The sequence below is a fragment of the Enterobacteriaceae endosymbiont of Plateumaris sericea genome (assembly GCF_012562605.1).
GTDB lineage: Bacteria > Pseudomonadota > Gammaproteobacteria > Enterobacterales > Enterobacteriaceae.
The window spans coordinates 302957-328332 of record NZ_CP046224.1; the positions used below are offsets into that span (position 1 = coordinate 302957).

The 25376-nt window shown below is 21.3% G+C and carries 37 protein-coding genes and 2 tRNA genes; 8 read left to right on the forward strand and 31 right to left on the reverse strand.

Annotated elements, in window-relative coordinates; genetic code table 11:
• Nucleotides 1–28 precede the first annotated feature (28 nt).
• From rpmJ to rpsJ, 23 genes are all read right to left on the reverse strand, one after another.
• Nucleotides 29–145, reverse strand: coding sequence for a 50S ribosomal protein L36 (gene rpmJ / locus GJT84_RS01405; protein ID WP_168867362.1), 117 nt, complete (start codon nt 143–145; stop codon nt 29–31).
• 63 nt (nt 146–208) lie between these two features.
• Nucleotides 209–1531, reverse strand: a complete 1323-nt coding sequence (gene secY / locus GJT84_RS01410) for a preprotein translocase subunit SecY (protein WP_168867159.1) — start codon at nt 1529–1531, stop codon at nt 209–211.
• 7 nt (nt 1532–1538) lie between these two features.
• A complete protein-coding gene (gene rplO, locus GJT84_RS01415) occupies nt 1539–1973 on the reverse strand; it encodes a 50S ribosomal protein L15 (protein WP_168867160.1) in 435 nt (144 codons plus the stop codon).
• 1 nt (nt 1974) lies between these two features.
• Nucleotides 1975–2154, reverse strand: coding sequence for a 50S ribosomal protein L30 (gene rpmD, locus GJT84_RS01420; protein ID WP_168867161.1), 180 nt, complete (start codon nt 2152–2154; stop codon nt 1975–1977).
• Complete coding sequence (rpsE, locus tag GJT84_RS01425) at nt 2138–2668, reverse strand: 30S ribosomal protein S5 (RefSeq protein WP_168867162.1); 531 nt, start codon at nt 2666–2668, stop codon at nt 2138–2140. Before rpsE ends, rpmD begins: the two co-directional genes overlap by 17 nt.
• A gap of 24 nt (nt 2669–2692) precedes the next feature.
• On the reverse strand, nt 2693–3046 hold the full coding sequence (gene rplR, locus GJT84_RS01430) for a 50S ribosomal protein L18 (protein WP_168867163.1): 354 nt from the start codon (nt 3044–3046) through the stop codon (nt 2693–2695).
• A gap of 20 nt (nt 3047–3066) precedes the next feature.
• Nucleotides 3067–3600, reverse strand: coding sequence for a 50S ribosomal protein L6 (gene rplF, locus GJT84_RS01435; RefSeq protein WP_168867164.1), 534 nt, complete (start codon nt 3598–3600; stop codon nt 3067–3069).
• Between the two features lie 21 nt (nt 3601–3621).
• Nucleotides 3622–4014, reverse strand: a complete 393-nt coding sequence (gene rpsH, locus GJT84_RS01440; RefSeq protein ID WP_168867165.1) for a 30S ribosomal protein S8 — start codon at nt 4012–4014, stop codon at nt 3622–3624.
• Between the two features lie 38 nt (nt 4015–4052).
• Nucleotides 4053–4358, reverse strand: a complete 306-nt coding sequence (gene rpsN, locus GJT84_RS01445; protein ID WP_168867166.1) for a 30S ribosomal protein S14 — start codon at nt 4356–4358, stop codon at nt 4053–4055.
• 12 nt (nt 4359–4370) lie between these two features.
• Nucleotides 4371–4910: a 50S ribosomal protein L5 gene (gene rplE / locus GJT84_RS01450; protein ID WP_168867167.1), complete on the reverse strand. Its 540-nt coding sequence runs from the start codon at nt 4908–4910 to the stop codon at nt 4371–4373.
• 19 nt (nt 4911–4929) lie between these two features.
• On the reverse strand, nt 4930–5241 hold the full coding sequence (gene rplX, locus GJT84_RS01455; protein ID WP_168867168.1) for a 50S ribosomal protein L24: 312 nt from the start codon (nt 5239–5241) through the stop codon (nt 4930–4932).
• 18 nt (nt 5242–5259) lie between these two features.
• Entirely contained in the window at nt 5260–5631 is a 372-nt protein-coding gene (gene rplN, locus GJT84_RS01460; protein WP_168867363.1) for a 50S ribosomal protein L14, read from the reverse strand.
• Between the two features lie 89 nt (nt 5632–5720).
• Nucleotides 5721–5975 carry a 30S ribosomal protein S17 gene (gene rpsQ, locus GJT84_RS01465; RefSeq protein ID WP_168867169.1) on the reverse strand — a complete coding sequence of 85 codons (255 nt, stop codon included), beginning with the start codon at nt 5973–5975 and terminating at the stop codon, nt 5721–5723.
• 6 nt (nt 5976–5981) lie between these two features.
• Entirely contained in the window at nt 5982–6167 is a 186-nt protein-coding gene (rpmC, locus tag GJT84_RS01470) for a 50S ribosomal protein L29 (RefSeq protein WP_168867170.1), read from the reverse strand.
• A complete protein-coding gene (rplP, locus tag GJT84_RS01475) occupies nt 6164–6586 on the reverse strand; it encodes a 50S ribosomal protein L16 (RefSeq protein ID WP_168867171.1) in 423 nt (140 codons plus the stop codon). The genes rpmC and rplP overlap by 4 nt, the downstream gene beginning before the upstream one ends.
• Nucleotides 6587–6600: 14 nt before the next feature.
• Entirely contained in the window at nt 6601–7305 is a 705-nt protein-coding gene (gene rpsC, locus GJT84_RS01480) for a 30S ribosomal protein S3 (RefSeq protein ID WP_168867172.1), read from the reverse strand.
• 13 nt (nt 7306–7318) lie between these two features.
• A complete protein-coding gene (gene rplV / locus GJT84_RS01485; RefSeq protein ID WP_168867173.1) occupies nt 7319–7660 on the reverse strand; it encodes a 50S ribosomal protein L22 in 342 nt (113 codons plus the stop codon).
• Between the two features lie 25 nt (nt 7661–7685).
• Complete coding sequence (rpsS, locus tag GJT84_RS01490; RefSeq protein ID WP_168867174.1) at nt 7686–7973, reverse strand: 30S ribosomal protein S19; 288 nt, start codon at nt 7971–7973, stop codon at nt 7686–7688.
• Nucleotides 7974–7995: 22 nt separating this feature from the next.
• Nucleotides 7996–8817 (reverse strand): 50S ribosomal protein L2, encoded by an 822-nt coding sequence (gene rplB / locus GJT84_RS01495; protein WP_168867175.1) that lies wholly within the window; start codon nt 8815–8817, stop codon nt 7996–7998.
• Nucleotides 8818–8831: 14 nt separating this feature from the next.
• Complete coding sequence (rplW, locus tag GJT84_RS01500) at nt 8832–9134, reverse strand: 50S ribosomal protein L23 (RefSeq protein WP_168867176.1); 303 nt, start codon at nt 9132–9134, stop codon at nt 8832–8834.
• Nucleotides 9131–9736, reverse strand: coding sequence for a 50S ribosomal protein L4 (rplD, locus tag GJT84_RS01505; RefSeq protein WP_168867177.1), 606 nt, complete (start codon nt 9734–9736; stop codon nt 9131–9133). Before rplD ends, rplW begins: the two co-directional genes overlap by 4 nt.
• A gap of 24 nt (nt 9737–9760) precedes the next feature.
• Nucleotides 9761–10408, reverse strand: coding sequence for a 50S ribosomal protein L3 (gene rplC, locus GJT84_RS01510; protein ID WP_168867178.1), 648 nt, complete (start codon nt 10406–10408; stop codon nt 9761–9763).
• Between the two features lie 40 nt (nt 10409–10448).
• A complete protein-coding gene (gene rpsJ / locus GJT84_RS01515) occupies nt 10449–10760 on the reverse strand; it encodes a 30S ribosomal protein S10 (RefSeq protein WP_168867179.1) in 312 nt (103 codons plus the stop codon).
• Between the two features lie 262 nt (nt 10761–11022).
• On the opposite strand from rpsJ, the gene ruvX reads away from it, so the two are divergent.
• From ruvX to hemW, 3 genes are all read left to right on the forward strand, one after another.
• Nucleotides 11023–11469, forward strand: a complete 447-nt coding sequence (ruvX, locus tag GJT84_RS01520) for a Holliday junction resolvase RuvX (RefSeq protein WP_168867180.1) — start codon at nt 11023–11025, stop codon at nt 11467–11469.
• 206 nt (nt 11470–11675) lie between these two features.
• On the forward strand, nt 11676–12233 hold the full coding sequence (locus GJT84_RS01525; RefSeq protein WP_168867181.1) for a YggT family protein: 558 nt from the start codon (nt 11676–11678) through the stop codon (nt 12231–12233).
• 9 nt (nt 12234–12242) lie between these two features.
• Nucleotides 12243–13391, forward strand: a complete 1149-nt coding sequence (gene hemW / locus GJT84_RS01530) for a radical SAM family heme chaperone HemW (RefSeq protein ID WP_168867182.1) — start codon at nt 12243–12245, stop codon at nt 13389–13391.
• 13 nt (nt 13392–13404) lie between these two features.
• Here the strand turns inward: hemW and trmB are convergent, their stop codons facing one another.
• Entirely contained in the window at nt 13405–14085 is a 681-nt protein-coding gene (trmB, locus tag GJT84_RS01535) for a tRNA (guanosine(46)-N7)-methyltransferase TrmB (RefSeq protein WP_168867183.1), read from the reverse strand.
• Between the two features lie 117 nt (nt 14086–14202).
• On the opposite strand from trmB, the gene GJT84_RS01540 reads away from it, so the two are divergent.
• On the forward strand, nt 14203–14439 hold the full coding sequence (locus tag GJT84_RS01540; protein WP_168867184.1) for an oxidative damage protection protein: 237 nt from the start codon (nt 14203–14205) through the stop codon (nt 14437–14439).
• A gap of 35 nt (nt 14440–14474) precedes the next feature.
• On the opposite strand, the gene GJT84_RS01545 is transcribed toward GJT84_RS01540, so the two are convergent.
• Together GJT84_RS01545 and GJT84_RS01550 are read right to left on the reverse strand one after the other, a co-directional pair.
• Nucleotides 14475–14547, reverse strand: a tRNA-Ala gene (locus GJT84_RS01545).
• Nucleotides 14548–14553: 6 nt separating this feature from the next.
• A tRNA-Ile gene (locus GJT84_RS01550) sits at nt 14554–14627 on the reverse strand.
• A gap of 129 nt (nt 14628–14756) precedes the next feature.
• Here GJT84_RS01550 and rmuC point away from each other — a divergent pair.
• The 4 genes from rmuC (at nt 14757) to GJT84_RS01570 (ending at nt 19799) form a co-directional block, all read left to right on the forward strand.
• Nucleotides 14757–16193, forward strand: a complete 1437-nt coding sequence (gene rmuC, locus GJT84_RS01555; protein WP_168867185.1) for a DNA recombination protein RmuC — start codon at nt 14757–14759, stop codon at nt 16191–16193.
• A 42-nt stretch (nt 16194–16235) separates the two neighbouring features.
• Nucleotides 16236–17027: a TatD family hydrolase gene (locus GJT84_RS01560; protein ID WP_168867186.1), complete on the forward strand. Its 792-nt coding sequence runs from the start codon at nt 16236–16238 to the stop codon at nt 17025–17027.
• Nucleotides 17028–17082: 55 nt separating this feature from the next.
• Nucleotides 17083–18483: an asparagine--tRNA ligase gene (asnS, locus tag GJT84_RS01565; RefSeq protein ID WP_168867364.1), complete on the forward strand. Its 1401-nt coding sequence runs from the start codon at nt 17083–17085 to the stop codon at nt 18481–18483.
• 140 nt (nt 18484–18623) lie between these two features.
• A complete protein-coding gene (locus GJT84_RS01570) occupies nt 18624–19799 on the forward strand; it encodes a porin (RefSeq protein ID WP_168867187.1) in 1176 nt (391 codons plus the stop codon).
• 112 nt (nt 19800–19911) lie between these two features.
• Here the strand turns inward: GJT84_RS01570 and GJT84_RS01575 are convergent, their stop codons facing one another.
• The 5 genes from GJT84_RS01575 to serC all read right to left on the reverse strand — a co-directional run bounded on the left by GJT84_RS01575 (nt 19912) and on the right by serC (nt 25296).
• Nucleotides 19912–20535, reverse strand: coding sequence for an MBL fold metallo-hydrolase (locus GJT84_RS01575; protein ID WP_168867188.1), 624 nt, complete (start codon nt 20533–20535; stop codon nt 19912–19914).
• Nucleotides 20536–20565: 30 nt separating this feature from the next.
• Complete coding sequence (locus GJT84_RS01580; RefSeq protein WP_168867189.1) at nt 20566–20859, reverse strand: HU family DNA-binding protein; 294 nt, start codon at nt 20857–20859, stop codon at nt 20566–20568.
• Between the two features lie 54 nt (nt 20860–20913).
• Nucleotides 20914–22572 carry a 30S ribosomal protein S1 gene (gene rpsA / locus GJT84_RS01585; RefSeq protein WP_168867190.1) on the reverse strand — a complete coding sequence of 553 codons (1659 nt, stop codon included), beginning with the start codon at nt 22570–22572 and terminating at the stop codon, nt 20914–20916.
• Nucleotides 22573–22869: 297 nt separating this feature from the next.
• Nucleotides 22870–24159, reverse strand: coding sequence for a 3-phosphoshikimate 1-carboxyvinyltransferase (gene aroA / locus GJT84_RS01590; RefSeq protein WP_168867191.1), 1290 nt, complete (start codon nt 24157–24159; stop codon nt 22870–22872).
• Nucleotides 24160–24204: 45 nt separating this feature from the next.
• Nucleotides 24205–25296, reverse strand: a complete 1092-nt coding sequence (gene serC / locus GJT84_RS01595; RefSeq protein WP_168867192.1) for a 3-phosphoserine/phosphohydroxythreonine transaminase — start codon at nt 25294–25296, stop codon at nt 24205–24207.
• Nucleotides 25297–25376 lie beyond the last annotated feature (80 nt).

Below are 25376 nucleotides of genomic sequence, written 5' to 3' on the forward strand. Positions count from 1 at the left end.
ATATAATATAATTAATAATTATTAAAATTTAACCTTGACGTTGTTTATGTTTAGGATCTTTTTTACAAAAAACACGAATTACCCTATTACGACGAATAATTTTACAATCACGACATAATCTTTTAACAGAAGCACGTACTTTCATAGTATAATACATATCCTTTTTATAAAAATAAATTTTAAATTTAATATTTTATTTTTAAATTTACTATTTTAAATTAATTTTTTTTAACATGGATTCATATTGAGTTGACATAATTAATGTCTGTATTTGAGTTATAAAATCCATAATAACTACCACTACTATTAATAATGATGTACCACCAAAATAAAAAGGAACATTTATTATGTTACGTAAAAATTCAGGTATTAAACATATAAAACTAATATATATTCCTCCTGTTAATGTTAATCTTAAAATAATTTTTTTAATATATTTTGCAGTTTGTTCTCCTGGACGTATACCAGGAATATATGCTCCTGATTTTTTTAAATTATCTGCTGTTTCTTTTGGATTAAATACCAACATAGTATAAAAAAAACAAAAAAACATAATTAGTAAAACATATAATATCATATAAAATATTTGTTTAGGTTGTAAAATAACAGCAATATTTTTAAGCCATTCCCATCCTGTACTACTTCCAAACCAAGATATTATTGTTACAAAAAATAAAATAATGCTAGAAGAAAATATTGCAGGTATTACCCCAGACATATTAATTTTTAATGGTAAATGAGTGGTTTGCTGTTTATATATATTTCTTCCATTATATCTTTTAGCATAATTAACTGTTATTTTTCTTTGGCCTCTTTCCATAAAAACAACAAAAAAAGTAATAATAAATATTATTATTAAAATTATTAATACTATAAAAAAATTTAAATCACCTTCTTTAACTTGTTCTATTGTATGTCCAATAGCAGATGGTAAACTAGAAATAATACCTATAACAATAATCATTGAAATCCCATTACCAATTCCTTTATTTGTAATTTGTTCTCCTAACCACATTAAAAATATAGTTCCTGTAACTAAACTTAACACAGAAATACAAAAAAAGTATAATCCAGGATTTAAAATTAAATTTTGCATTCCTGACATTTTAGGTAATCCTGTTACTATTCCTATAGATTGTATAATTGACAAAACTAATGTAGTATATTTAGTATACATATTAATTTTACGTCTACCAGTCTCCCCTTCTTTTTTTAAAGAAATTAATTTAGGATGAAGAACACTTAATAATTGTAGTATAATAGATGCTGAAATATATGGCATAATTCCTAAAGCTAAAATAGAAGCTCTACTTAAAGCTCCACCAGAAAACATATTAAACATATCAATAATAGTACCATTTTGATTTTTAATTAATTTATTTAATATATTTAAATTTATGCCAGGTATAGGTATAAAAGATCCTATACGAAAAATAATTAAAGCACTAATTAAAAATATGAATCTTTGTTTTAATTCACTAAAACCTTTTTTAGTACTTTGAAAATCTAATTTAGAAAATGGTTTTATCATTGATTTTTTATTCCTCTATTTTTCCACCTAATTTTTCAATAGAAATTTTTGCATTTTTTGTACAACGTAATTTAAAAATTTTTATTGGTATAAAAATTTTTCCAGTATTTATAATTTTAACATATTTAATTTTTTTACTAATAACTTTAAATCGTTTTAAAGTATTTAAATCAATAATATCACTTTTAATTTTATTTAAATCACTTAATTTAATTTCTTTATAAAAAATTTTTTTACGTGATTGAAAACCAAATTTTGGTAATCTTCTATGTAAAGGGGTTTGTCCTCCTTCAAAAGACTTATTTATTTTACAACCAGAACGAGATTTTTGACCTTTATGACCTCTACCACTAGTTTTTCCTAATCCAGAACCTATACCACGTCCTAAACGTTTTTTATAACTTTTAGAACCTAAAGAAGGAGATAAAGTATTTAAATACATTTTAATTACCTATTTTAAGCATATAAAAAATTTTTTTAATCATACCAAGAATTATAGGGGTTTTTTTTTTTATTACTGTATGTCCAATATGTTTTAGTCCTAAACTAGTTAAAATTGCTTTATGTTTTGGTATTCTTCCTATGGAACTTTTAATTTGTGTAATTTTAATATTTTCTAACATTTTTCATATTCCTTTCTATTTCTTCTATAGATTTATCTCTTTTAGCTGCAATCATTTTTAATGATTTCATACTAGATAAACCTTTTATAGTAGCTTTAACTATATTAATTGGATTAGTAGAACCATAAGCTTTAGCTAGAACATTATAAATACCAGTAACTTCTAATACAGCTCTCATAGCTCCTCCAGCTATAATTCCTGTTCCTTCATGTGCTGGTCTCATAAATATATAAGAACCTGTATGATTTCCTTTAACAGGATATTGTAATGTATTATTATTTAATACTATATTAATCATATTTTTTCTTGCTTTTTCCATCGCTTTTTGTATTGCACTAGGAACTTCTCTAGATTTTCCGTATCCAAAACCAACACGACCTTTACCGTTACCAACAACAGTTAACGCTGTAAATGAAAATATTCGACCTCCTTTAACAGTTTTAGATACTCTATTTACAGAAATAAGTTTTTCTTTTAATTCATTATTTTGATTTTTATTATCATAAATAGGCATTATCATTCCTTTAAAATTAAACAATTAAAATTGGAGACCTAAATTGCGAGCAGCATTTGCTAATGCTTTAATACGACCATGATATTTAAATCCTGAACGATCAAATGAAACATTCATAATACCTTTATTAATTGATCTTTTGGCAATTTTTTTTCCTATTATAATAGCAGCTTCTATATTACCCGTATACGCTAATTTTTTTTTGATATTTTTTTCTAAAGTAGATGCTGTTATTAAAACTTTATTTTGAGGAGATATTATTTGAGCATAGATATGACGTGAAGTACGATGTATAACTAAACGTGTAGCTTTTAATTTATAAAAAATTTTTCGTGATTTAGTTATTCTTCTAATACGAATATTTTTTTTTTTATTCATAATATTTAATTTATTTCTCCTTATTTTTTCTTTATTTCTTTGATTTTTATTTTTTCATAACTATATCTAATACCTTTTCCTTTATAAGGTTCAGGAACTCTATAAGATCTAATATCAGCAGCTACTTGACCTAATAATTGTTTATCTGATCCTTTTAAAATAATTTCATTTTGATTAATACAATTTGCTGTTATTCCTTTAGGCAAAGTATAGTAAATTGAATGAGAATATCCTAACATTAAATCTAAAATGTTTTTATTAATAGAAACTTTATATCCTATACCAAATAAAATAAGTTTTTTAGAAAAACCTTGAGTTACTCCTATAATCATAGAATTTAATATAGATCTTGAAGTTCCGGCATATGACCAAGAATTATTATTATTTATTTTAGGTATAAATAATAATTGTTTATTATGTATTTTAATATTTATTAATGAATTAATTATATTTTTTAATATACCGTTTTCTCCTTGAACAATTATTTGTTGTTTATTTATAATTATTTTTACATTTTCAGGAATACAAATAGGATTTTTAGCTATTCGAGACATTTTAATACCTTATTTAATTATTTATGAAATATAACAAATTATTTCTCCACCTATTCCATAATTACGTGCATTATAATCCGTCATTATTCCTTTTGATGTAGAAATAATAGCAATACCTAATCCAGCCATAACCTGAGGTAAATTATTTTTTCTTTGGTAAATTCTTAATCCAGGACGACTTACACATTGTATTTTTTCTATAACAGCTTTACCTTTAAAATATTTTAAATAAATTTCTAACTTAGAAATATTATTCTTTATAATTTTATAATTTTTTATATATCCTTCATTTTTTAAAACAATTGCAATTGATTGTTTAATTTTTGAATATTGCATTATAATTTTTAGTTTTTTTGATAATTGACCATTACGAATTCTTGTTAACATATCAGCAATAGGATTTTGTATACTCATATTTTATAACCTATAATATATTTTAAAATAATATTTTATTACCAACTAGCTTTTTTTAATCCAGGTATTTCTCCCTTCATTGCAGATTCACGTACTTTAATTCTACTTAATCCAAATTTTCTTAAGAAAGCATGTGGTCTTCCTGTTTGTTTACATCTATTTCGTTGTCTAGAAATACTAGAATCTCTTGGTAAAGATTGTAATTTAAAAATTGCATCCCAACGAATTTTATCTGATACTTTTGTGTCAGATATTATTTGTTTAAGTTTTTTTCTTTTTATAAAAAATTTTTTTGCTAATTTTATTCTTTTAATTTCACGAGCTTTTATAGATTCTTTTGCCATAATTAAAAATCCTTAATTTCGAAATGGAAAATTTAATGCATGAAGTAAAGCATAACCTTCTTTATTAGAATGAGCGGTAGTAGTTATAGAAATATCTAAACCACGAATATAATCAATTTTATCAAAGTTGATTTCAGGAAAAATAATTTGTTCTTTTATTCCTATATTATAATTACCATAACTATCAAATGATTTTTTAGATAATCCTCTAAAATCTCTAATTCTAGGTATTGCAATAAATAATAAACGTTCAAAAAAATACCACATTCTTTTACCACGTAAAGTAACTTTACATCCTATAGGATAACCTTGTCTAATTTTAAATCCTGATATTGATTTATGAACTTTAGTAATTAAAGGTTTTTGTCCGCTAATAACAGTTAAATCATTTATCGCATTATCTAAATGTTTTTTATCAGAAATAGCTTTTCCTACACCCATATTTAAAGTAATTTTACTTATACGAGGAACTTGCATAATAGAGTAGTATTTAAAACTATATATTAATTTTTTTACTATTTCATTTTTATAGTAATTATATAATTTTGACATAATATATATTACCTATTTATTAAATAATTTCATTATTAGATTTTAAAAAACGTAATTTTTTACCTTTTACTATTTTAAATCCTATACGATCAGGTTTTCCAGTTTTAGTATTTAATATAGCTATGTTAGAAATATGAATAAAATTTTCTTTTTCTATTATTCCTCCTACATTAGAATTAGAAGGATTAGGTTTTATATGTTTTTTTATTAAATTTATACCTTCTATTATTACTAAATTAGAATTTAAAAAATATTTTATCTTTCCTTTTTTACCTTTATCTTTTCCTTTTAAAATAATCACTTCATCATTACAACGTATTTTAGAGGCCATAATTTTTTATTATCCTATTTAAATTACTTCTGGAGCTAATGAAATGATTTTCATAAATTTTTCATTTCTTAATTCTCTAGTAACAGGACCAAAAACTCTGGTTCCTATTAATTGCTCATTAGTATCATTTAATAATACACATGCATTATTATCAAAACGAATAACTGAACCGTCAAGACGACGTATTCCTTTTTTAGTTCTTACTATAACAGCTTTTAATACATCACCTTTTTTTACTTTTCCTTTTGGAATAGCTTCTTTTATAGTAATTTTAACTATATCACCAATATTAGCATAACGACGACGTGAACCTCCTAATACTTTTATACACATTACACTACGAGCTCCTGAATTATCTGCAACACTTAATATAGTATGTTCTTGTATCATAATTTTAATTATCTCTTTATTAAAACAATACATTTTTTATTAACAATTATAAAAATTAATTAATTTATTAAAATTTATAAAAAAATATTTTATATTATTAATTTTTTAATAATATTTACTAATGTCCAAGATTTAGTTTTTGATAAAGGTCTACATTCTTTTATTTCAACAAAATCTCCTATATTACATTTATTTTTTTCATCATGAACATGTAATTTTGTTGTTCTTTTTATAAATTTTCCATAAATTGGATGTTTTATAAATCTATTAATATGTACGACAATAGATTTATTCATTTTATTACTTACTACTTTTCCTTTTAAAATTTTAATTTTATTTTGCATTATTTATTATCTTTTTTGTGATAAAATAGTTTTAATTCTTGCTATATTTTTTTTAGATTTTTTTAATAAATGAGTTTGTTTAAGATTACCTGATTTTAATTGTATTTTTAAATTAAATTGTTCTTTAAATAAATCAAGTAATTCTTTTTTTAATTCTTGATTATTTTTTTTTAATAATATTTTTATATTCATAATATTTTTATTATATTTTTTTTATTTAAAAAAATAGTTTTTACTGGTAATTTTGCTGATCCTAATTTAAAAGCTTCTCGAGCTAATTTTTCTGATATACCATCTATTTCATACAATATTCTTCCTGGTTGTACTAATGCTACCCAATATTCAACATTTCCTTTACCTTTACCCATACGAACTTCTAATGGTTTTTCTGTTATCGGTTTATCAGGAAAAATTCTAATCCATATTTTTCCTTGTCTTTTCATAGCTCTACTAATAGCTCTTCTTGCAGATTCTATTTGTCTTGCAGTAATTCTTCCTCTATGAATTGCTTTTAATGCATAAGATCCGAAATCAATATTCATTCCTACGACTACTCCCCTATTTCTTCCTTTATGCATTTTCCTGAATTTGGTTTTTTTGGGTTGTAACATATAAAAGTCCTCTTTTATTTTCGTCTTTTATTACGTTTTTTTTTAGGTTGTAAAATTAATTTATTTATTTTTTGATTTTGATTAATAATATTACCTAATATTTCTCCTTTAAAAATCCAAACTTTAATACCAATTACTCCATAAGTTGTATTAGCTTCAGCTAAACTAAAATCTATATCAGCACGTAAAGTATGTAATGGTACTCTACCTTCTCTATACCATTCTGTACGAGCTATTTCAGTACCACCTAAACGACCACTAACTTCTATTTTTACTCCTAATGCTCCTAACCTCATTGAATTTTGTACAGCTCTTTTTATAGCTCTTCTAAACATAACTCTTTTTTCTAATTGAATTGAAATATTATCAGCAACTAATTTAGCTTCTAATTCTGGTTTACGAATTTCAGTAATATTAATCTGAGTAGGTACTCCAGATATTTGAGAAATAATTTTTCTAAGTTTTTCTACATCTTCTCCTTTTTTTCCTATTACTATTCCAGGTCTAGCTGTATGTATTGTTACCCTAATACTTTTAGATGGTCTTTCAATGGTAATACGAGATACTGATGCTTTAATTAATTTTTTATTTAAAAACTTTCTTACTTTAAAATCACTATATAAATTATTAGCAAAATCTTTTGTATTAGCAAACCAAGTAGAATTCCATGTTTTAATAATACCTAATCTTAAACCATTAGGATGTGTTTTTTGACCCATTATGTATATTTCCTTAATTAATATTATTATCAGATACAATTATAGTAATATGACTTGTATATTTTAAAATACGATCTGAACGTCCTTTAGCACGAGGCATAATACGTTTCATATTAGATCCTACATCAATAAAAATTTTTGATATGATTAAATTATCAATATCCATTCCATTATTATGTTCTGCATTAGATATAGCAGAATTTAATACTTTTTTAATAAGAATAGCTGCTTTTTTATTAGAAAAATTTAAAATATCAAAAGCTTTTGATACTTTTTCCCCTCTTATAAGATCAGCAATTAATCTTAATTTTTGAGCAGAAGATCGTGAATATAAATGTTTTGCTAAAACTTCCATTTTTATCCTTTATAAACTTATATATTTATTTTTTTACTGTTTTTTTTATTTTTTTATCAGCACTATGTCCTCTATAAGTACGAGTTGGAGAAAATTCACCTAATTTATGTCCTACCATTTCATCTGAAATAAAAATAGGAATATGTTGACGTCCGTTATAAACAGCTATTGTTAATCCAATCATATTAGGAAATATAGTAGATCTTCTAGACCAAGTTTTTAATGGTTTTTTATTACCTTGTTCTATTGCTTTTTCTACTTTTTTTAACAAATGATGATCAATAAAAGGACCTTTTTTTAAAGAACGGGGCATAATTAAAATTACCTCTTATTATTTACTTATTACGATGACGAATAATATATTTATCTGTTCTTTTATTATTTCTTGTCTTTTTACCTTTAGTTTGTATTCCCCATGGGGTTACAGGGTGTTTACCAAAATTTTTTCCTTCTCCTCCACCATGTGGATGATCTATAGGATTCATTGCAGTACCTCTTACAGTAGGTCTAATTCCTCTCCATCTTTTTGCTCCTGCTTTACCTAAAGATTTTAACATATGTTCATTATTTCCAATTTCTCCTAATGTTGCTCTACAATTAGATTTAATTTTCCTTATTTCTCCAGATCTTAAACGTAAAGTAACATATAAACCTTCTTTTGCTATTAATTGTACATATGTTCCAGCAGCTCTAGCTATCTGTCCTCCTTTACCTGGTTTCATTTCTATATTATGTAAAATAGATCCTACAGGAATATTATTCATTGGTAATGAATTTCCTATTTTTATTTCAGCATTAATTCCTGACTGAATAACATCACCTATTTTTAAATTTTTAGGTGATAGTATATAACGTTTTTCTCCATCATTATATTTAATTAATGCAATATTTGCAGAACGATTAGGATCATATTCAATACGTTCAATAATTCCTGGAATTGCATCTTTATTTCTTTTAAAATCTATAATCCGATATAATTTTTTATGTCCTCCTCCAATATGTCTAGTTGTTATATGTCCATGATTATTACGTCCACCAGATTTATTTTTTTTTTTTATTTTTGATTTAAGTGGTTTTCCTTTATATAAAAAAGGATTTACAACTTTAATCATATGTCTTCTACCAGGAGAAGTGGGTTTACATTTAATAATTGTCATATTTATACTTTTTATTAATTTTTGTTTATATTAAAATCTATATTTTGACCTTTTTTTAAAGAAATATATGCTTTTTTCCAATTATTACGATGATATGTATGATTTTTATTTTTTTTTGTTTTTCCTTTAACTATTAAAGTATTAATATTTTTAATTCTAATATTAAAAATTTTTTGAATAGCTATTTTTATATCTTTTTTATTTGCTTTTTTTGATACTTTAATAGTAAAAGTATTTGTTTTTTCTATTGCTAGAGAAGATTTTTCAGATATATGAGGAGATTGTAAAATCTTAAAAGAACGTTCCGTTAAAATCATGTTAATATTTCCTCTATATGTTTAATTGCGTTTATAGTTATAATAACTTTATCAACATTAATTAAACTCACTGGATTAATATTCATTGAATTTTTTATTTGTATATTATGTAAATTACGTGATGCTAAAGATAAATTTTTATCTATATATATAGTAATAATCATTGTTTTTTTGAAAATAAAATTTTTTAATTTTTCTATTAATATTTTAGTTTTAGGTTTTTTTATAGTAAAATTACTTAATAAAATTATTCTATTTTCTCTAATAAGTTCTGAAAAAATACTTTTTAATGCATTACGATACATTTTTTTATTAATTTTTTTATAATATATTTTATTTTTAGAAGCAAAAGTTACACCACCAGAACGCCAAAGAGGACTTTTTACTGAACCGGCTCTAGCTTTACCAGTACCTTTTTGTCTCCACGGTTTTTTACCAGATCCTTTAACTTCACCTCTTGTTTTTTGTGCTTTTGTTCCTTGTCTACCAATTGTTCTATAAGATTCTAATACTTGATGTATTAAAGATTTATTATAATGTTTATTAAAAATATTATCTGATAGCGTCACTATTTTTTTTGTATCTTGTGTTATAATTTCCATTTTTATTCCTGAAAGTTAAATTTTTCAGATTTTAAAGTTAGTTTTAATAGCAGGTTTAACAATAACATTACTACCAGTAAATCCAGGAATAGCACCTTTAATTAATAATAAATTTTTTTTTATATCTAATTTAATAATATTTAAATTTTGAGTTGTAATTTTTTTATTTCCTAATTGACCTGCCATTTTCTTACCTTTAAATACTTTTCCTGGTGTTTGATTTTGACCAATAGATCCAGGAACTCTATGAGATAACGAATTTCCATGACTAGCATCTTGAGTTTTAAAATTCCATCTTTTAACTGTTCCAGAAAAACCTTTACCTTTAGAAATTCCAGTTACATCTACTTTTTTTATTTTATTAAAAACTTCAATAGTTATATTTTGACCTATATAAAATATATTTTTATTTTTAGAAAAAAAACGATGTTCCCATAATATATATCCAGCTTGAGTTTTTGCTTTAGCAAAATGTCCTGCTTCAGCTTTATTTATACGACTAACTTTTTTTTGACCTGTCGTCATTTGAATTGCATCATATCCATCATTCAAAACAGTTTTTATTTGAGTAATACGAATAGATTCAAATTTTATTACTGTTATAGGAATAGATATACCATCTTCAGTAAAAATACGAGTCATCCCTAATTTTTTACCGATTAAACCAATCATGATTATATAACCTCATATAATTTTAAAAATAATGATATTTTTAACCTAAACTAATTTGTACATCTACACCTGCTGCTAAATCTAAACGCATTAAAGCATCTACAGTTTTTTCTGTAGGTTCTATAATATCAACTAAACGTTTATGAGTACGAATTTCATATTGATCACGAGCATCTTTATTAACATGCGGAGAAATTAAAATTGTAAAACGTTCTTTTTGTGTAGGTAATGGTATTGGGCCATGTACTTGTGCACCAGTACGTTTAGCAGTTTCAACTATTTCAGTAGTTGATTGATCTATTAAACGATGATCAAAAGCTTTTAAACGAATACGGATTCTTTGGTTGGGCATTATTAAACTAGAGCCTCTAATTTAAAAAATTAAAATAACCTTCCACAAACTTTAAAATAGCTTTGAGAAGACCTATGTGATATTATAATAATTATTTTATAAAAATTATTATGACATAATCTTTCTATTATGACTTATAAAATATATAGAAAGCAATATATTTAGTCTATAAAACTTAAAAAATAATATATAAATTTAAAATTAATGTTTTATAAGAATTTTTTATAAAAAGTAATAATAAATTAAAAATTATTTTAATAATATGATTTTAAATAAAAAAAATATAACTTTATTAGCATTTGATTATGGAACTAAAAATATAGGTGTAGCTGTTGGAAACACTATTATTAGAATAGCTCATACATTAAAAAAAATCAAAAATAATAAAAAAGAAAAAATTTACTGGAATAAATTTCAAACAATAATTAAATATTGGGAACCTAAAAAAATAATAATTGGTTTACCATTAAATATGAATGGTAGTGAACAAAATATTACAATATTAACTAAAAAATTTGCTCGTCTTATAAAAAATAAATTTAGTTTAGATGTAGAATTACATGATGAACGTTTAAGTACTGTTGAAGCTAAAAATATTTTATTTACAAATGGAGGATGGAAAATGTTAAAAAAAAATGATATAAATTCTTTATCAGCATCAGTTATACTTCAAAGTTGGTTTGAAAATAATAAAAAATATTATTGTTAATATTTTTTAATTAAATTAAATTAAATAATCAATTTTATTATAAAATTTAAAATAAAATAACTTATTATTTTATTTTAAATTATAGAAATATACATTTATTTAAATTATTATTACTAAATAACAATATATATAAAACAAAAATATTATTAAAAATAATATTTTTATGAAAAATATATTTTATTGATATTAATTATTTTGAGGAAATTATGTTAACATTAACATTTTTATTTAAAAATATATTTGATATTATTACAACAATCTTATTATTAAGAATTTGGATTATTTGGTCTATGAATAATACTTATAATTCTTTTATACAATTTATTACTGTAATATCACAACCTATTGTTAAACCAATACAATCAATTATACCTAATGTTAAAAATATTGAATTAGCATCATTAGTTATATTAACTATTGTTCTTTTAATAAGATATCCATTATTAGTATATTTACAAATAGGAATTCTTTCTAAACATTTAGTTTGGTATATTTTTATAGGGTTATTATCTGGTTTAAAATCTATTGGATATGTAATATTTTGGCTAATAACCATACGTTCTATATTCAGTTGGTTTAATAGAAATTATAATGATTTTGACCATGTATTAAATACATTAACAGATCAACTTTTAGAACCTTTAAAAGTATATATTCCTCCTATTTATAATATAGATATATCACCTTTTATCATTAGTATTACTTTATATTTATTAAATTGTTTAGGTGCAGATTGTTTTCCTTTATTTTGGCCATTTATATAAATTTTATATATGAAAAAACAATATTATAGTTTATATATCCATATTCCATGGTGTTTAAAAAAATGTCCTTATTGTGATTTTTATTCTGTAATTATTACTGATAATAATTTATATGAAAATATAAAGTTAAAATATATTAATAATTTATTATTAGATTTAGATAACGATTTATTATTCTTAAAAAAAAAAATTTATATTAAAAGTATTTTTTTTGGAGGAGGAACACCTAGTTTAATAAGTGGAAAATTAATTTCTTATTTATTAAATGAAATAACAAAAAAAGTATATATAAAAAAAACAGCTGAAATTACTATAGAAACAAATCCCTCATCTATTAATAAACAAAATATTATAGAATATAAAAAAAGTGGAATTAATCGTATTTCTATTGGTGTTCAAAGTTTTAATGATATTAGTTTAAAGTTATTAGGTAGAATTCATTCTGCTAAAGATGCTATTAATGCGATTAATACAGTAATAGATAATGATTTGATAAATTTTAATATAGATTTAATCTATGGCATACCAGGACAATCTTTAAAATCAGCAAAAAATGATTTATACCAAACATTATCATTTAATCCTAAACATATATCATGGTATCAACTTACAATAGAACCTAATACAATATTTGGAAAATATAAACCAAAAAATTTACCAAAATATAATATTTTATGGAAAATATTTAAAGAAGGAAATAAAATTTTACAACAATATGGATATATTAATTATGAAATATCTTCTTATGCAAAAGAAGATATTTTTAAATGTAAACATAATTTAAATTATTGGAATTTTGGTGATTATATTGGTATAGGTTGTTCTGCTCATGGTAAATTTACTATGAGTAATAAAACTATTATTCGTACTGTTAAAAACAGTAATATAACAAAATATATGAATGGTTATTATTTATTTTCTAGTAATAAAATTAAAGATTGTGATAAAACATTTGAATTTTTTTTAAATAAATTTCGTATTTTAGAAAAATTTTCTAAAAAAGAATTTACTTCAATTACAGGAATAAATATTCATTCTATTCATTCTCATATAAAAAAATCAGAAAAATTAGGATATATTAAATATGATAAAAATGATTTTATAATTACTAAAAAAGGTTATTTATTTTTAAATAATTTATTAGAAATTTTTATTTAATTAATTGTATTTTTTAAATTTTTTTATATTCTAAAATCCATATTTGTTTTTTTTTTTCTTGCGCTTTTTTAAAAAATTTTGTTGATAATAAATTATCAAAATTTTTATATATCATTGTAAATATATTTGATGGAATAATATAATTATTATAATTAATATTATTAACATTAGAAATAATATAATCTTTATATTCTTTATGATCTGTATTAATATATAATATTCCTTTTTTTTGTAATACTAAAAATACTTGTTTTAAAAAATCATAAGTTAATAATCTTCTTTTTTTATGTTTTAATTTTGGCCAAGGATCAGGAAAATATATTTGAATTAATTTTACACAATTAAAAGGGATCATTCTTTGTAAAACATCTACAGCATTATAATTAATTAATTTTAAATTATTTATTTTATTTTTATTAATATTTTTTAAACAATTAATTATTCCTGGAATATATACTTCAATTCCAATAAAATTATATTGAGGATTATTAATAGCAATATCAATAAGTAATTCTCCAGTTCCAAAACCAATATCAATTATAATTGGTAAATTATTATGAAATATTAAATCAAAATTTATAGGAGTCATTTGAAATTTAATATTAGATATACGTGAATATTTTTCTAATATTTTTTTTTTAAATATACTTAATTTTCTATAACGACAAGTAAAACTTTTTATATTATTTTTCATTTTTATATCTTTTATAAAATAAATATAATATATTTTTATGATTTTATTGATTTACTTCTATAATTATAATTAATATCATATAAAAATATAATAAAATTATATGTTGGAAGATTTTATATGTCTAGAGAAATTTTTTGTATCTTTTATAAATGTAAAATGAAAGGATTAGATCATTATATATATCCTGAATATATAGGTCAAATTATTTTTAATCAAATATCTGAAAAAGCATGGAATAAATGGTTAAATAAACAAACTAAATTAATAAATGAAAATAATTTAAATATGATGAATAAAAAACATTTTAATTTTTTAAAAAAAAATATGATCAATTTTCTTTTTGTAAAAAATTAATATAATATTTTAAAATTTAAAATATTAATAAAAATTGGAGCTAAGCGGGATCGAACCGCTGACCCTCTGCGTGCAAAGCAGATGCTCTACCATCTGAGCTATAGCCCCTTTTATTAGGCTTGAGTGGATTTGAACCACCGACCTCACCCTTATCAGGGGTGTGCTCTAACCATCTGAGCTACAAGCCTATTATTTATTATTAAATAATTTATTCATATTTATTATTAAAAGTCAACTTAAATATTTTAATTATTTTATAAAATAATTTTTTCATTTAATATAAATAGTTATTATCTCTTAATATAAGATTAAATCATATGTTATATTACAAAATATTTGTGTTTTTAGAATCAATATTAATTTTTATTTTTATATTATTATATAAAAAAAATATTAAAAATTTAAATAAATTAAATTTAAAATTTAAAATAAATGAAAAAATTTTAGAACAAACAATAAAAGAAAATAATAAATTAAATTATGAATTTAAAAAATATTTACATTTAGAAAATAATTTGAATAATAAATTAAAAAAATTAGAAATTGAATTAATTCTTACAATAGAAAAAAATAATAATTTAAAATTTTTAAAATTAAAAAATAAAGATTTAAAAATAAAAATATTTAATCAATTAGAAATTATTTCTGATTTAAAATCAGAAATAAGTAAAATTAAAACTCAATTAAAAGATTACATTATTTTTTTTGAAAAAAAAGAAATATTAATGACAAAAAATAAGAACTATTTAAATTCAGAATTTATAAATTTAGCTAATAAAATTTTTGAAAATAATGAAAAACGAATTAATGAAAATAATAATAAAAATATAAAAAATATAATTAATCCATTAAAAGATCAATTAAATGACTTTAAAAATCAACTTCAAAATAATTTACATCAAGAATCTTCTGAAAGAAATATATTAACTTATGAGTTACGCAATTTACAAAAATTAAATAATCATTTATCTCAAGAAGCAATTAATTTAACAAATGCTTTAAAAGGAAATAATAAAATTCAAGGTAATTGGGGTGAATTAATTTTAAATAAAATATTAGAATCATCAGGTTTAAGAAAAGGATATGAATATGAAATTCAAAAAATGATAAAATTAAAAGATAATCAAAAAAAAATACAACCTGATATAATAATAAAATTACCTCATGATAAAAATATAATTATTGATTCTAAAATGACTTTAGTAGCTTATGAGCGTTATTTTAATTCTGATGATAATAAATCTAAAAATAAAGCTTTAGAAGAACATATTCTTGCTATTAGAAATCATTTACGTTTATTAAGTAATAAAAATTATCAAAATTTACCTAATATTAAATCATTAGATTATATCATTATGTTTATTCCTATAGAACCAGCATTTTTAATAGCTATAGGTTATAAACCTTCATTATTAAATGAAGCATTAAAACAAAATATTATGTTAGTTAGTCCAACAACATTAATGGTTACTCTTAGAACTATTAGTAATTTATGGCGTTTTGATAAACAAAATAAAAATTCTTTAATAATAGCTAATAAAGCTACAAAATTATATGATAAAATTAGACTTTTTATAGAAGATATATATAATATTGAAAAAATTTTAAATAAATTACAAGATAATTATAATTCAGTAAAAAAAAAATTATTTACAGGTAAAGGTAATATTATTTCTCAAGCAGAAAGTTTTAGAAAATTAGGTATTAAAGTAGTTAATAAAATAAACAAAAAAAATATAGATAATAATGATTAATATAAATTTATTACATTTATTTTATAATAAGGATATTAAATAATGTTTGATATTAGTGTTAACTTAACTCACGTACAATTTAATAAAGATCTTAATTTAGTTATTGATAGAGCAGTAAATAAAGGAATAAATGGTATGTTAGTTATAGGATCTAATATTATTGATAGTTACCGTGCATATACCATTGTTAAAAAATATAATAATTATTGTTGGTCTACTGTAGGAGTTCATCCTCATTATGCTAGTTTATGGAAAGAAGATACAATTAAGAATATTTATTCTATGACATCTAAAAAAAAAGTAGTAGCTATAGGAGAATGTGGTTTAGATTTTTATAGAAATAAATCTTCTATAAAAGAACAATTATTTGCTTTTAATGCACAATTAGAATTAGCATCAAGTTTATTTATGCCAGTATTTTTACATTGTCGTAATGCTTTTCATATTTTTATTAAAGAATTATCTCCTTGGATTAGTAAAATTCCTCAATCAATAATTCATTGTTTTTCTGGTAATAAATATGAATTAGAACAATGTTTATCTATGAATTTAGCTATAGGTATATCTGGATTGTTTTTTAATAAACAATATAGATCATCATCCATCAATGATCTTAAATTAATACCACAAGATTATTTATTAACAGAAACAGATTCTCCTTTTTTATCATTTAAAAAAATACAAAATAATCATTATTACAATATAATAAAAAATAGAAATGAACCATTATTTTTATATTATCTTTTACAAAATATAGCATATATAAGAAATGAGGATTTTAAATCACTACAAATATATACAGAAAAAAATGCCCGTAATATTTTAAAAATTTAATTTTTATAAATTTAAATTCTATAAGATAAAATTGAAATAAAGAGAAAAAATTATGATTTTAGTTTCTAGTATTTCTCAATTAATAAAAGATAAAATTAAAGTTAATAGTGAAATAACTATAGGTGGATGGGTTCGTACAAAAAGACATTCTAAAATAGGAATAACTTTTATTGTTTTATATGATGGTTCATGTATTAATGATATTCAAATTATAGCTAATTCATCATTAGATAATTATAAAAAAGAAATATTATTAATAACTAGTGGTTGTTCTTTAATTGTTATAGGAAAATTAGTAAAATCTCCTAAAAAATTACAAAATTATGAAATACAAGCTTCACAAATAAAAATTTTAGGATGGGTTAAAAATCCTGAAAGATATCCTATTACACCTAAAAAACATAGTTTAGAATATTTAAGAGAAGTATCTCATTTACGTTCACGTACTAAATTAATTAGTAGTATTACTAGAATAAAACATAATATAGCTTTATATATTCATAATTTTTTTCATAAAAATAATTTTTTTTGGATTAATACTCCATTAATTACTACTTTAGATACTGAAGGATCAGGTAAAATGTTTAGAGTTTCTACTTTAAATTTTAAAAAATTATTTTTAGATAAATATCAAACAATAAATTTTAAAAAAGATTTTTTTGGTAAAGAATCTTTTTTAACTGTATCTGGACAATTAAATTTAGAATCATATGCATGTTCTATGTCTAAAGTATATACATTTGGACCTACTTTTAGAGCAGAAAATTCTAATACTAATCGACATTTAGCTGAGTTTTGGATGTTAGAAATAGAAATGTCATTTGCAAATTTAAAAAATATTATTAATTTATCTGAAAAATTATTAAAACATTTATGTAAAAAATTTTTAAATAATCATATAGATGAAATTAATTTTTTGTCAAAGATAAAAAAAATTAATTTAATTAATAAAATTAATAAAATTATATTAAATAAATTTATAATTATTGATTATAATAGTGTCATTAAAATTTTAATAAAAAATGGAAAAAAATTCAAAAATCAAATAATATGGGGCAAAGATTTATCTATAGAACATGAAAAATATTTAACTAATAAATATTTTGATGGACCAGTAATAGTATATAATTACCCAAAAGAAATAAAAGCTTTTTATATGTATCTTAATAATGATAAAAAAACAGTTGCTTCTATGGATGTATTATTTCCAGATATAGGAGAAATTATAGGTGGTTCTCAACGAGAACATAGAATAAATATTCTAGATAATAGAATTAATGAATTAAAATTAAATAAAAAAGATTATTGGTGGTATCGTGATTTAAGAAAATACGGTACTGTTATACATTCTGGATTTGGTTTAGGATTTGAAAGATTTATAGCATATATTACAGGATCTTGTAATATTAGAGAAATTATTCCGTTTCCAAGAACTCCATATAATGCTAAATTTTAATTAAGTCTATTATAAATTAAAACATTATAAATAAAATTAAATATTAGTTTTCTGAATTAAAAAAATAAAGTAATATTATTAATATAAATATATTTAAATAATTAATAAATATTATAAAAAATATATTATCGAGGATAATTATGAAATTTAATATATTAAAAATATTCATACCATTTTTATTATTATTTAACATTGTATATGCTAATGAAATTTATAATAAAAATGATCAAACATTAGATTTATATGGAAATCTAGATGTAAATAATATTATTACTAAAAAAGAAGCTAAATCAACAAAAAGTGTAGAAAAATATAATTTTGATTTAGGATTAAAAGGTACTACAATTATTAGTAATAATTTTAAAGCATTTGGACAAGTTGAATATACTATACAAATAAATAAACCTGAATCTAGTACTAATTATCCCATAATACACCTAGGATTTTTAGGATTACAATATAATGATATAACTATAAGTTATGGTAGAAATTATGGTATATTATATGATACTATTTCATACATAAAAAAATTTCCTATGTTTGATAAAGCAATATATTATACTAATGATAGTTTTATGTTTGGTAGAGCAAATAATTTAACAACATACCGAAACAATAATTTTTTTGGTTTTGATGGATTAAATATTGCTTTACAATATCAAGGAAATAATAATTTTAATAAAATAGAACAAAATGGTCAAGGTTGGGGAACTTCAATTGAATATAATTTAGGTTTTGGAATTAATGTTATTGGATCTTATTTTTCTTCTTATAGTAATCCAGATCCTAATTCATCATTTGCTAAATACTTCTATGGAAATTCTTATTTTTCAAAAAAAAATAAACTAAATAAATTTAAAAAACCAGAAAAAAAATTAAAAAAAGTACATAATAATAAAAAAATGTCTAATGCTTATGCATTAGGTATAAAATATAATAAAAAAAATATTTATTTATCAACTGTTTTTAGTGAAACTAATAACTCAGTAAGATATCATACTAATTATGAATACTTATTAGCTAATAAGACTAAAAGTTTAGAAATTTTAGGTCAATATACTTTTAATGATAATATAAAAGCTTCAATATCATATTTACAATCACAAGGATATAATATTCCACCAGGAGTAGATTACGCTGCTGGACAAATTGATTTAGCTAAATATTTAACTATTGGTACTACTTATTCTTTTAGTAAAAATTTTTTAGCTTATTTAGGATATAAAATTAGTTTATTAAATGATACTGATTATGTACTAAGTGGTAGAATACCAAATAAAAACATGTTTGGTTTAGGTTTAACATATCATTTTTAATATAATAAAAAATTTATTATTTTAAATATTATAAAAACTAATTAACTATCTAATAATTATTATTAATTTTAATAGATAGTTAGTTAGTATTTTAAGTTATTTTAATAATTTTTTATAAAAATGGATTATTTAATATTTCATAACCTATAGTAGTTATAGGTCCATGTCCTGGAATAATAATTACATTATTACCTAATGGTAATATCTTTTGTTTTATAGAATTAATTAAATCATTATAATTACTTAATGGCAAATCAGTTCTACCAATACTTTTTTTAAAAATTACATCTCCTGATAATAAAAGATTATTTGATTTATTAAAAAAAACTATATGTCCAGGAGTATGACCTGGACAGTGATATACTTTTAATAAAATATTACCTATGAAAATTTGATTATTATTTTTTAACCATATATTTTTTATAAAAGTACAACTAGGAATTTGAAAAATTTTTTTTTGAAAAGTAATATTTTTTATCCAAAAATTATCTTTTTTATGAGGTCCTAAAATAGGTATTTTATATATATTAGATAATATAAATGCAGAACCAATATGGTCTAAATGACCATGAGTTATTAATATTTTTTTTACAGATAATTTATATTTAATTAAAGTATCTATAATTTTATTATGTTCTCCTCCAGGATCAATTATTGCTGCATGTAAAGTAGTAGAACACCATATTATACAACAATTTTGAAGAAAATTAGTTACCGGTATAATTATATAATTCATTATGTATGTAAAAAAATATAAATAAATATTTTAATTTAATTTAAAATTTATTTGTTCTTTTAGTTTTTTTCCTGGTTTAAAATGTATGATATATCGAGATTTTAATTGTAATAAACTACCAGTTTTAGGATTACGTCCTATTCTTGAAGCTTTATAATATAAAGTAAAACTACCGAATCCTCTAATTTCTATTCTATGTCCTTGGGAAATATTTAAAATCATACAACACAATATTTCTTCTACCATATTTTTAATAATATTAATTGGAATTTTATTATTTTTATTTTCTAATATTAAATTATTAACTAATTCAGACTTAGTCATTAATATATCCTATTTTTTAGGAAAATTATTAATTTGTTTTTTCATGAATAAAGTTTATTCACATTTGGCAGCTTTAAAAGCTTCAGTCATAGCATTAGCAAAAGAAATTTTCTCTTTATCTTTTTTTAAAATATTATTCTCTGTCTCTTTAAATTTAATAGAAAGATTTACTAATCTATTTTTTCTGTCAATATTAATTATTTTACCTTCAATATTATTTGTTACCTTAAAATATTTAATAAAATTTTCAATTTTACAATTTACTTGATCAGATAATTTTATATTTCCTAAAATTCCATCTGAAAATTTTATGAATATTATTTTAGGATCAATACTAATAATATTACCACTAACAATATTTCCTTTTTTTTGAGCTACAATATAATTATTCAATGGATCTTCAATTAATTGTTTAATTCCTAAAGATATCCTTTCTCTTTCAGAATCTACTTGAAGAACTATAGCTGTAATTTCATCTCCTTTTTTATAATTACGTACTTCTTCTTCACCATTATTTATCCAAGATAGATCTGATAAATGAACTAAACCATCAATACCTCCATTTAAACCAATAAAAATCCCAAAATCTGTTATAGATTTTATTTTACCTTTTACTTTATCACCTTTATTATGATTTTCTGAAAAATTTAACCATGGATTAATAGTACATTGTTTTAATCCTAAAGAAATTCTTCTTCTTTCTTCATCAATATCTAATACCATAACTTCTACTTTATCATTAACTTTAACTACTTTTGAAGGATGAATATTTTTATTAGTCCAATCCATTTCAGATATATGTACTAATCCTTCTATTCCTTCCGATATTTCAACAAAACATCCATAATCTGTTAAATTAGTTACTCTTCCTATTACTTTTTTATTTTCAGGATAACGTTTAGCAATAGATACCCATGGATCTTCACCTAATTGTTTTAATCCTAATGAAACTCTAGTTTTTTCTTTATCAAATTTTAATACTTTAACAAAAATTTCTTCTCCTATATTAACAATTTCACTAGGATGTTTTACTCTTTTCCATGCCATATCAGTAATATGCAATAACCCATCAACTCCACCTAAATCTACGAAAGCTCCATAATCAGTAAGATTTTTAACTAAACCTTTAATTTTTATACCTTCATGTAAAGTATCTAATAATTGATTTCTTTCAGCACTATTTTCAGATTCTATTACTGCTTTTCTAGAAACAACTACATTATTACGTTTTTGATCTAATTTAATAACTTTAAAATCTAAATCTTTTCCTTCTAAATGAAAAGTATCTCTTATTGGTCTAATATCTACTAAAGAACCAGGTAAAAAAGCTCTAATCCCATTTAAATCTACAGTAAAACCTCCTTTAACTTTTCCAGTAATAATACCAGTAATATTACTGGTATTATTATATGATTTTTCTAATATTAACCATGCTTCATGTCTTTTAGCTTTTTCTCTAGATAATATTGTTTCTCCAAATCCATCTTCTATAGCATCTAGTGCAACATCTACTTTATCTCCTACTTTAATTTCAATATTTCCTTGAGAGTTTTTAAATTGTTCTATAGGAATAGAAGATTCAGATTTCAAACCTGCATCTACTAATACAATATCTTTTTCAATAGAAATAATAATTCCAGTAATTATAGAACCTATATTAATAATATTATTTTGTAAAGATTTTTCAAATAATTGAGAAAAACATTCAGTCATATTGATAACTTCGAATATATTAAATAAATATCAACTTAAATCCTATTAAGTATTATTTTTTTAAAAAACTCATATAATCCATATTATGAGAAGTAAATTAAAATTATAGAAAAATTTTATAAATATAAAATATAATTTATAGATTTAATCTTTTAATATATTAATAAAAAAATTAAATAATTTGTTTAAATTTAACATCAATAATATTTTACTGCAACTATACATATAATTATTAATTTATAAAAAAAAATTATTTTTATAATTTAATTTTATAATTAATTAACTTTAAATTATTATTTAATAATAACTAATTTTTTTTAATTCTTTAAAATAATTAGGATATGTTTTTCTAATACAACTAGGATTTATAATGTGTACTAATTTAGTAGATAAAGATAACAATGAAAAACACATTGCCATTCTATGATCATTATAAGTTTCAATAATAGTACTTTTTATATTCTTAGGTGGAGTAATAATAATATAATCTTTTCCTTCTATTATAAAAGCTCCAGTTTTACGTAATTCATTAACCATAGCAGTTATACGATCAGTTTCCTTAACACGCCAGTTATAAATATTTTTAATAATAGTTGTTCCTTTAGCAAATAAACTAGTTACTGCTATAGTCATTGCAGTATCAGGAATATGATTCATATCCATATTAATACAATTTAATTTATTACGAGAACAAGAAACATAATTTTTTCCATTATGTACTTTTGCTCCCATACTTCCTAATACATTAATAAATTTAATATCTCCTTGAATACTATTTTTATTGATATTAATTAATTTAACTGTTCCTCCTTTAATAGCAGCTGCAGCTAAAAAATATGAAGCAGATGATGCATCACCTTCAATTATATATTCTCCTGGAGAAAAATATTTTTGATTTCCACGAATAATAAAATGAGAATAATTATTATTATATATATTAACACCAAAAATCTTCATCAATTTAATTGTTATATCAATATATGGTTTAGAAACTAATTTTCTTTTTATAAAAATTGAAGTATCTATTTTTAATAAAGGACAAACTATTAATAATGAAGTTAAAAATTGACTAGATATTGATCCTTCTATTTTAATATTATTTATTCCTGTAAATCCTCCTTTTAAATGAATCGGAGGATAATTTTCATTATTTAAATATTCTATTTTAGCACCACCACTGCGTAAAGACTCTATAAGATGTCCAATAGGTCTTTCTAACATACGTGGTTCACCAGTTAATATAATATCACAATTATGATTTAAAGATAAAAGAGCAGTTAGTGGTCTTATAACGGTACCAGCATTACCTAAAAATAATGTTAATTTTTTATTATATTTAAAAAATTCATTATTACCTATAATATTACAAATAGTATTATTGTTTGATAAAGTATATTTAATACCTAATAATCTTAAAGCATTAAGCATATAATTAATATCATCACTATTTAATAAATTAATTAATTTAGTTTTTCCTTTTGATAAAGCAGATAGTAATAATACTCTATTAGAAATACTTTTAGATCCTGGTAATTCAATACAACCATTAATTTTATTAATAGGTTTTAAAGTTAAAATATTTTTCATAATAAATAATTCTATTTATATAAATGATATTATTAATAATATCATTTATATATATTTTTTTTCAAAACTATTCATAAATTTCACTAAAGTTTCTATTCCTTCTATAGGCATAGCATTATATATTGAAGCTCTTATACCACCTAAAATACTATGTCCCTTAAGAAAATATAATCCTTGTATTTCTGCTTCTTTTAAAAAAATATTTTCTATGTTTTTTTTATTAATGTTAAAAACAATATTTGTTAACGATCTATTTTTAATAGATATATTATTTGTATATATTTTACTATTATCTATAGTTGAATATAATAAATTAGCTTTTTTTTGATTGATTTTATCAATATGTTTAACACCACCTTTTTTCTTTAACCAGTTTAAAACTAAATTAGATAAATATAATGAAAATGTTGGAGGTGTATTAAACATTGAATTATTATCAGCAATAATTTTATAATTTAAAACAGATGGTATTTCTTTACGATAATTTTGTTTTATAATTAAATCATCTCTAATTATTAGAACAGTTAAACCAGATGGACCAATATTTTTTTGAGTACTGGCATATATTATTCCATAACGTGATACATCAATTTCTTTTGTAAGTATAGTAGAAGATAAATCTGCAACAACAATTTTATTTTTAAAATTAGGTTCTTCGTTTACAGCAATACCCTCTATAGTCTCATTAGCACAATAATGAATATATATTGATTTATTATTTAATAACCATTCAATCATTGGTTTTATATATACAATATTATTAATTATTTTCTTAGTCTTAATAATATGAGGTATACAATATTTTTTTGCTTCTTCTACTGCTTTATAAGACCAATATCCAATATTTGCATAATCAGCATTTTGATTATAATTTAATAAATTCATTGGAATAGCAGCAAATTGTGTTCTTGCACCTCCCTGACAAAATAATATTTTATATGTTTTAGGAATATTCATTAATATACGTAAATTATTTTTAAATTCTTCAACTAAATTAATAAAATCTTTATTTCGATGACTAATTTCCATTACTGAAAAATGTAAGTGATTCCAATTAATTAATTCATTTTGTGCTTGTAATAATACTTTATGAGGAATCATTGATGGACCTGGACTAAAATTGAATATTTTTTTCATTAATAATATCCATAAATTTAATTTTAAATTTATATAATAATATATATTATGTATAAATAATATTTATTATTGAATATAAA

Bases quoted from the DNA above. Each gene is read 5' to 3' on its own strand.
- rmuC (WP_168867185.1), top strand. From the start codon at position 14,757: ATGTTATATTACAAAATATTTGTGTTTTTAGAATCAATATTAATTTTT.
- rpsC (WP_168867172.1), bottom strand. From the start codon at position 7,305: ATGGGTCAAAAAACACATCCTAATGGTTTAAGATTAGGTATTATTAAA.
- rplD (WP_168867177.1), bottom strand. From the start codon at position 9,736: ATGGAAATTATAACACAAGATACAAAAAAAATAGTGACGCTATCAGAT.
- rpmD (WP_168867161.1), bottom strand. From the start codon at position 2,154: ATGTTAGAAAATATTAAAATTACACAAATTAAAAGTTCCATAGGAAGA.
- serC (WP_168867192.1), bottom strand. From the start codon at position 25,296: ATGAAAAAAATATTCAATTTTAGTCCAGGTCCATCAATGATTCCTCAT.
- GJT84_RS01570 (WP_168867187.1), top strand. From the start codon at position 18,624: ATGAAATTTAATATATTAAAAATATTCATACCATTTTTATTATTATTT.
- rpsQ (WP_168867169.1), bottom strand. From the start codon at position 5,975: ATGCAAAATAAAATTAAAATTTTAAAAGGAAAAGTAGTAAGTAATAAA.
- rplF (WP_168867164.1), bottom strand. From the start codon at position 3,600: ATGTCTCGAATAGCTAAAAATCCTATTTGTATTCCTGAAAATGTAAAA.
- rplB (WP_168867175.1), bottom strand. From the start codon at position 8,817: ATGACAATTATTAAATGTAAACCCACTTCTCCTGGTAGAAGACATATG.
- rplO (WP_168867160.1), bottom strand. From the start codon at position 1,973: ATGTATTTAAATACTTTATCTCCTTCTTTAGGTTCTAAAAGTTATAAA.
- trmB (WP_168867183.1), bottom strand. From the start codon at position 14,085: ATGAAAAATAATATAAAAAGTTTTACTTGTCGTTATAGAAAATTAAGT.
- rplX (WP_168867168.1), bottom strand. From the start codon at position 5,241: ATGGCCTCTAAAATACGTTGTAATGATGAAGTGATTATTTTAAAAGGA.
- rpsS (WP_168867174.1), bottom strand. From the start codon at position 7,973: ATGCCCCGTTCTTTAAAAAAAGGTCCTTTTATTGATCATCATTTGTTA.
- GJT84_RS01560 (WP_168867186.1), top strand. From the start codon at position 16,236: ATGTTTGATATTAGTGTTAACTTAACTCACGTACAATTTAATAAAGAT.
- GJT84_RS01580 (WP_168867189.1), bottom strand. From the start codon at position 20,859: ATGACTAAGTCTGAATTAGTTAATAATTTAATATTAGAAAATAAAAAT.
- ruvX (WP_168867180.1), top strand. From the start codon at position 11,023: ATGATTTTAAATAAAAAAAATATAACTTTATTAGCATTTGATTATGGA.
- rpsH (WP_168867165.1), bottom strand. From the start codon at position 4,014: ATGAGTATACAAAATCCTATTGCTGATATGTTAACAAGAATTCGTAAT.
- GJT84_RS01575 (WP_168867188.1), bottom strand. From the start codon at position 20,535: ATGAATTATATAATTATACCGGTAACTAATTTTCTTCAAAATTGTTGT.
- rplR (WP_168867163.1), bottom strand. From the start codon at position 3,046: ATGAATAAAAAAAAAAATATTCGTATTAGAAGAATAACTAAATCACGA.
- rpmC (WP_168867170.1), bottom strand. From the start codon at position 6,167: ATGAATATAAAAATATTATTAAAAAAAAATAATCAAGAATTAAAAAAA.
- rpsJ (WP_168867179.1), bottom strand. From the start codon at position 10,760: ATGCCCAACCAAAGAATCCGTATTCGTTTAAAAGCTTTTGATCATCGT.
- rplE (WP_168867167.1), bottom strand. From the start codon at position 4,910: ATGTCAAAATTATATAATTACTATAAAAATGAAATAGTAAAAAAATTA.
- hemW (WP_168867182.1), top strand. From the start codon at position 12,243: ATGAAAAAACAATATTATAGTTTATATATCCATATTCCATGGTGTTTA.
- secY (WP_168867159.1), bottom strand. From the start codon at position 1,531: ATGATAAAACCATTTTCTAAATTAGATTTTCAAAGTACTAAAAAAGGT.
- rplP (WP_168867171.1), bottom strand. From the start codon at position 6,586: ATGTTACAACCCAAAAAAACCAAATTCAGGAAAATGCATAAAGGAAGA.
- aroA (WP_168867191.1), bottom strand. From the start codon at position 24,159: ATGAAAAATATTTTAACTTTAAAACCTATTAATAAAATTAATGGTTGT.
- rplW (WP_168867176.1), bottom strand. From the start codon at position 9,134: ATGATTTTAACGGAACGTTCTTTTAAGATTTTACAATCTCCTCATATA.
- rplC (WP_168867178.1), bottom strand. From the start codon at position 10,408: ATGATTGGTTTAATCGGTAAAAAATTAGGGATGACTCGTATTTTTACT.
- rpsE (WP_168867162.1), bottom strand. From the start codon at position 2,668: ATGCCTATTTATGATAATAAAAATCAAAATAATGAATTAAAAGAAAAA.
- rpsA (WP_168867190.1), bottom strand. From the start codon at position 22,572: ATGACTGAATGTTTTTCTCAATTATTTGAAAAATCTTTACAAAATAAT.
- GJT84_RS01525 (WP_168867181.1), top strand. From the start codon at position 11,676: ATGTTAACATTAACATTTTTATTTAAAAATATATTTGATATTATTACA.
- rplN (WP_168867363.1), bottom strand. From the start codon at position 5,631: ATGATACAAGAACATACTATATTAAGTGTTGCAGATAATTCAGGAGCT.
- rplV (WP_168867173.1), bottom strand. From the start codon at position 7,660: ATGGAAGTTTTAGCAAAACATTTATATTCACGATCTTCTGCTCAAAAA.
- rpmJ (WP_168867362.1), bottom strand. From the start codon at position 145: ATGAAAGTACGTGCTTCTGTTAAAAGATTATGTCGTGATTGTAAAATT.
- GJT84_RS01540 (WP_168867184.1), top strand. From the start codon at position 14,203: ATGTCTAGAGAAATTTTTTGTATCTTTTATAAATGTAAAATGAAAGGA.
- rpsN (WP_168867166.1), bottom strand. From the start codon at position 4,358: ATGGCAAAAGAATCTATAAAAGCTCGTGAAATTAAAAGAATAAAATTA.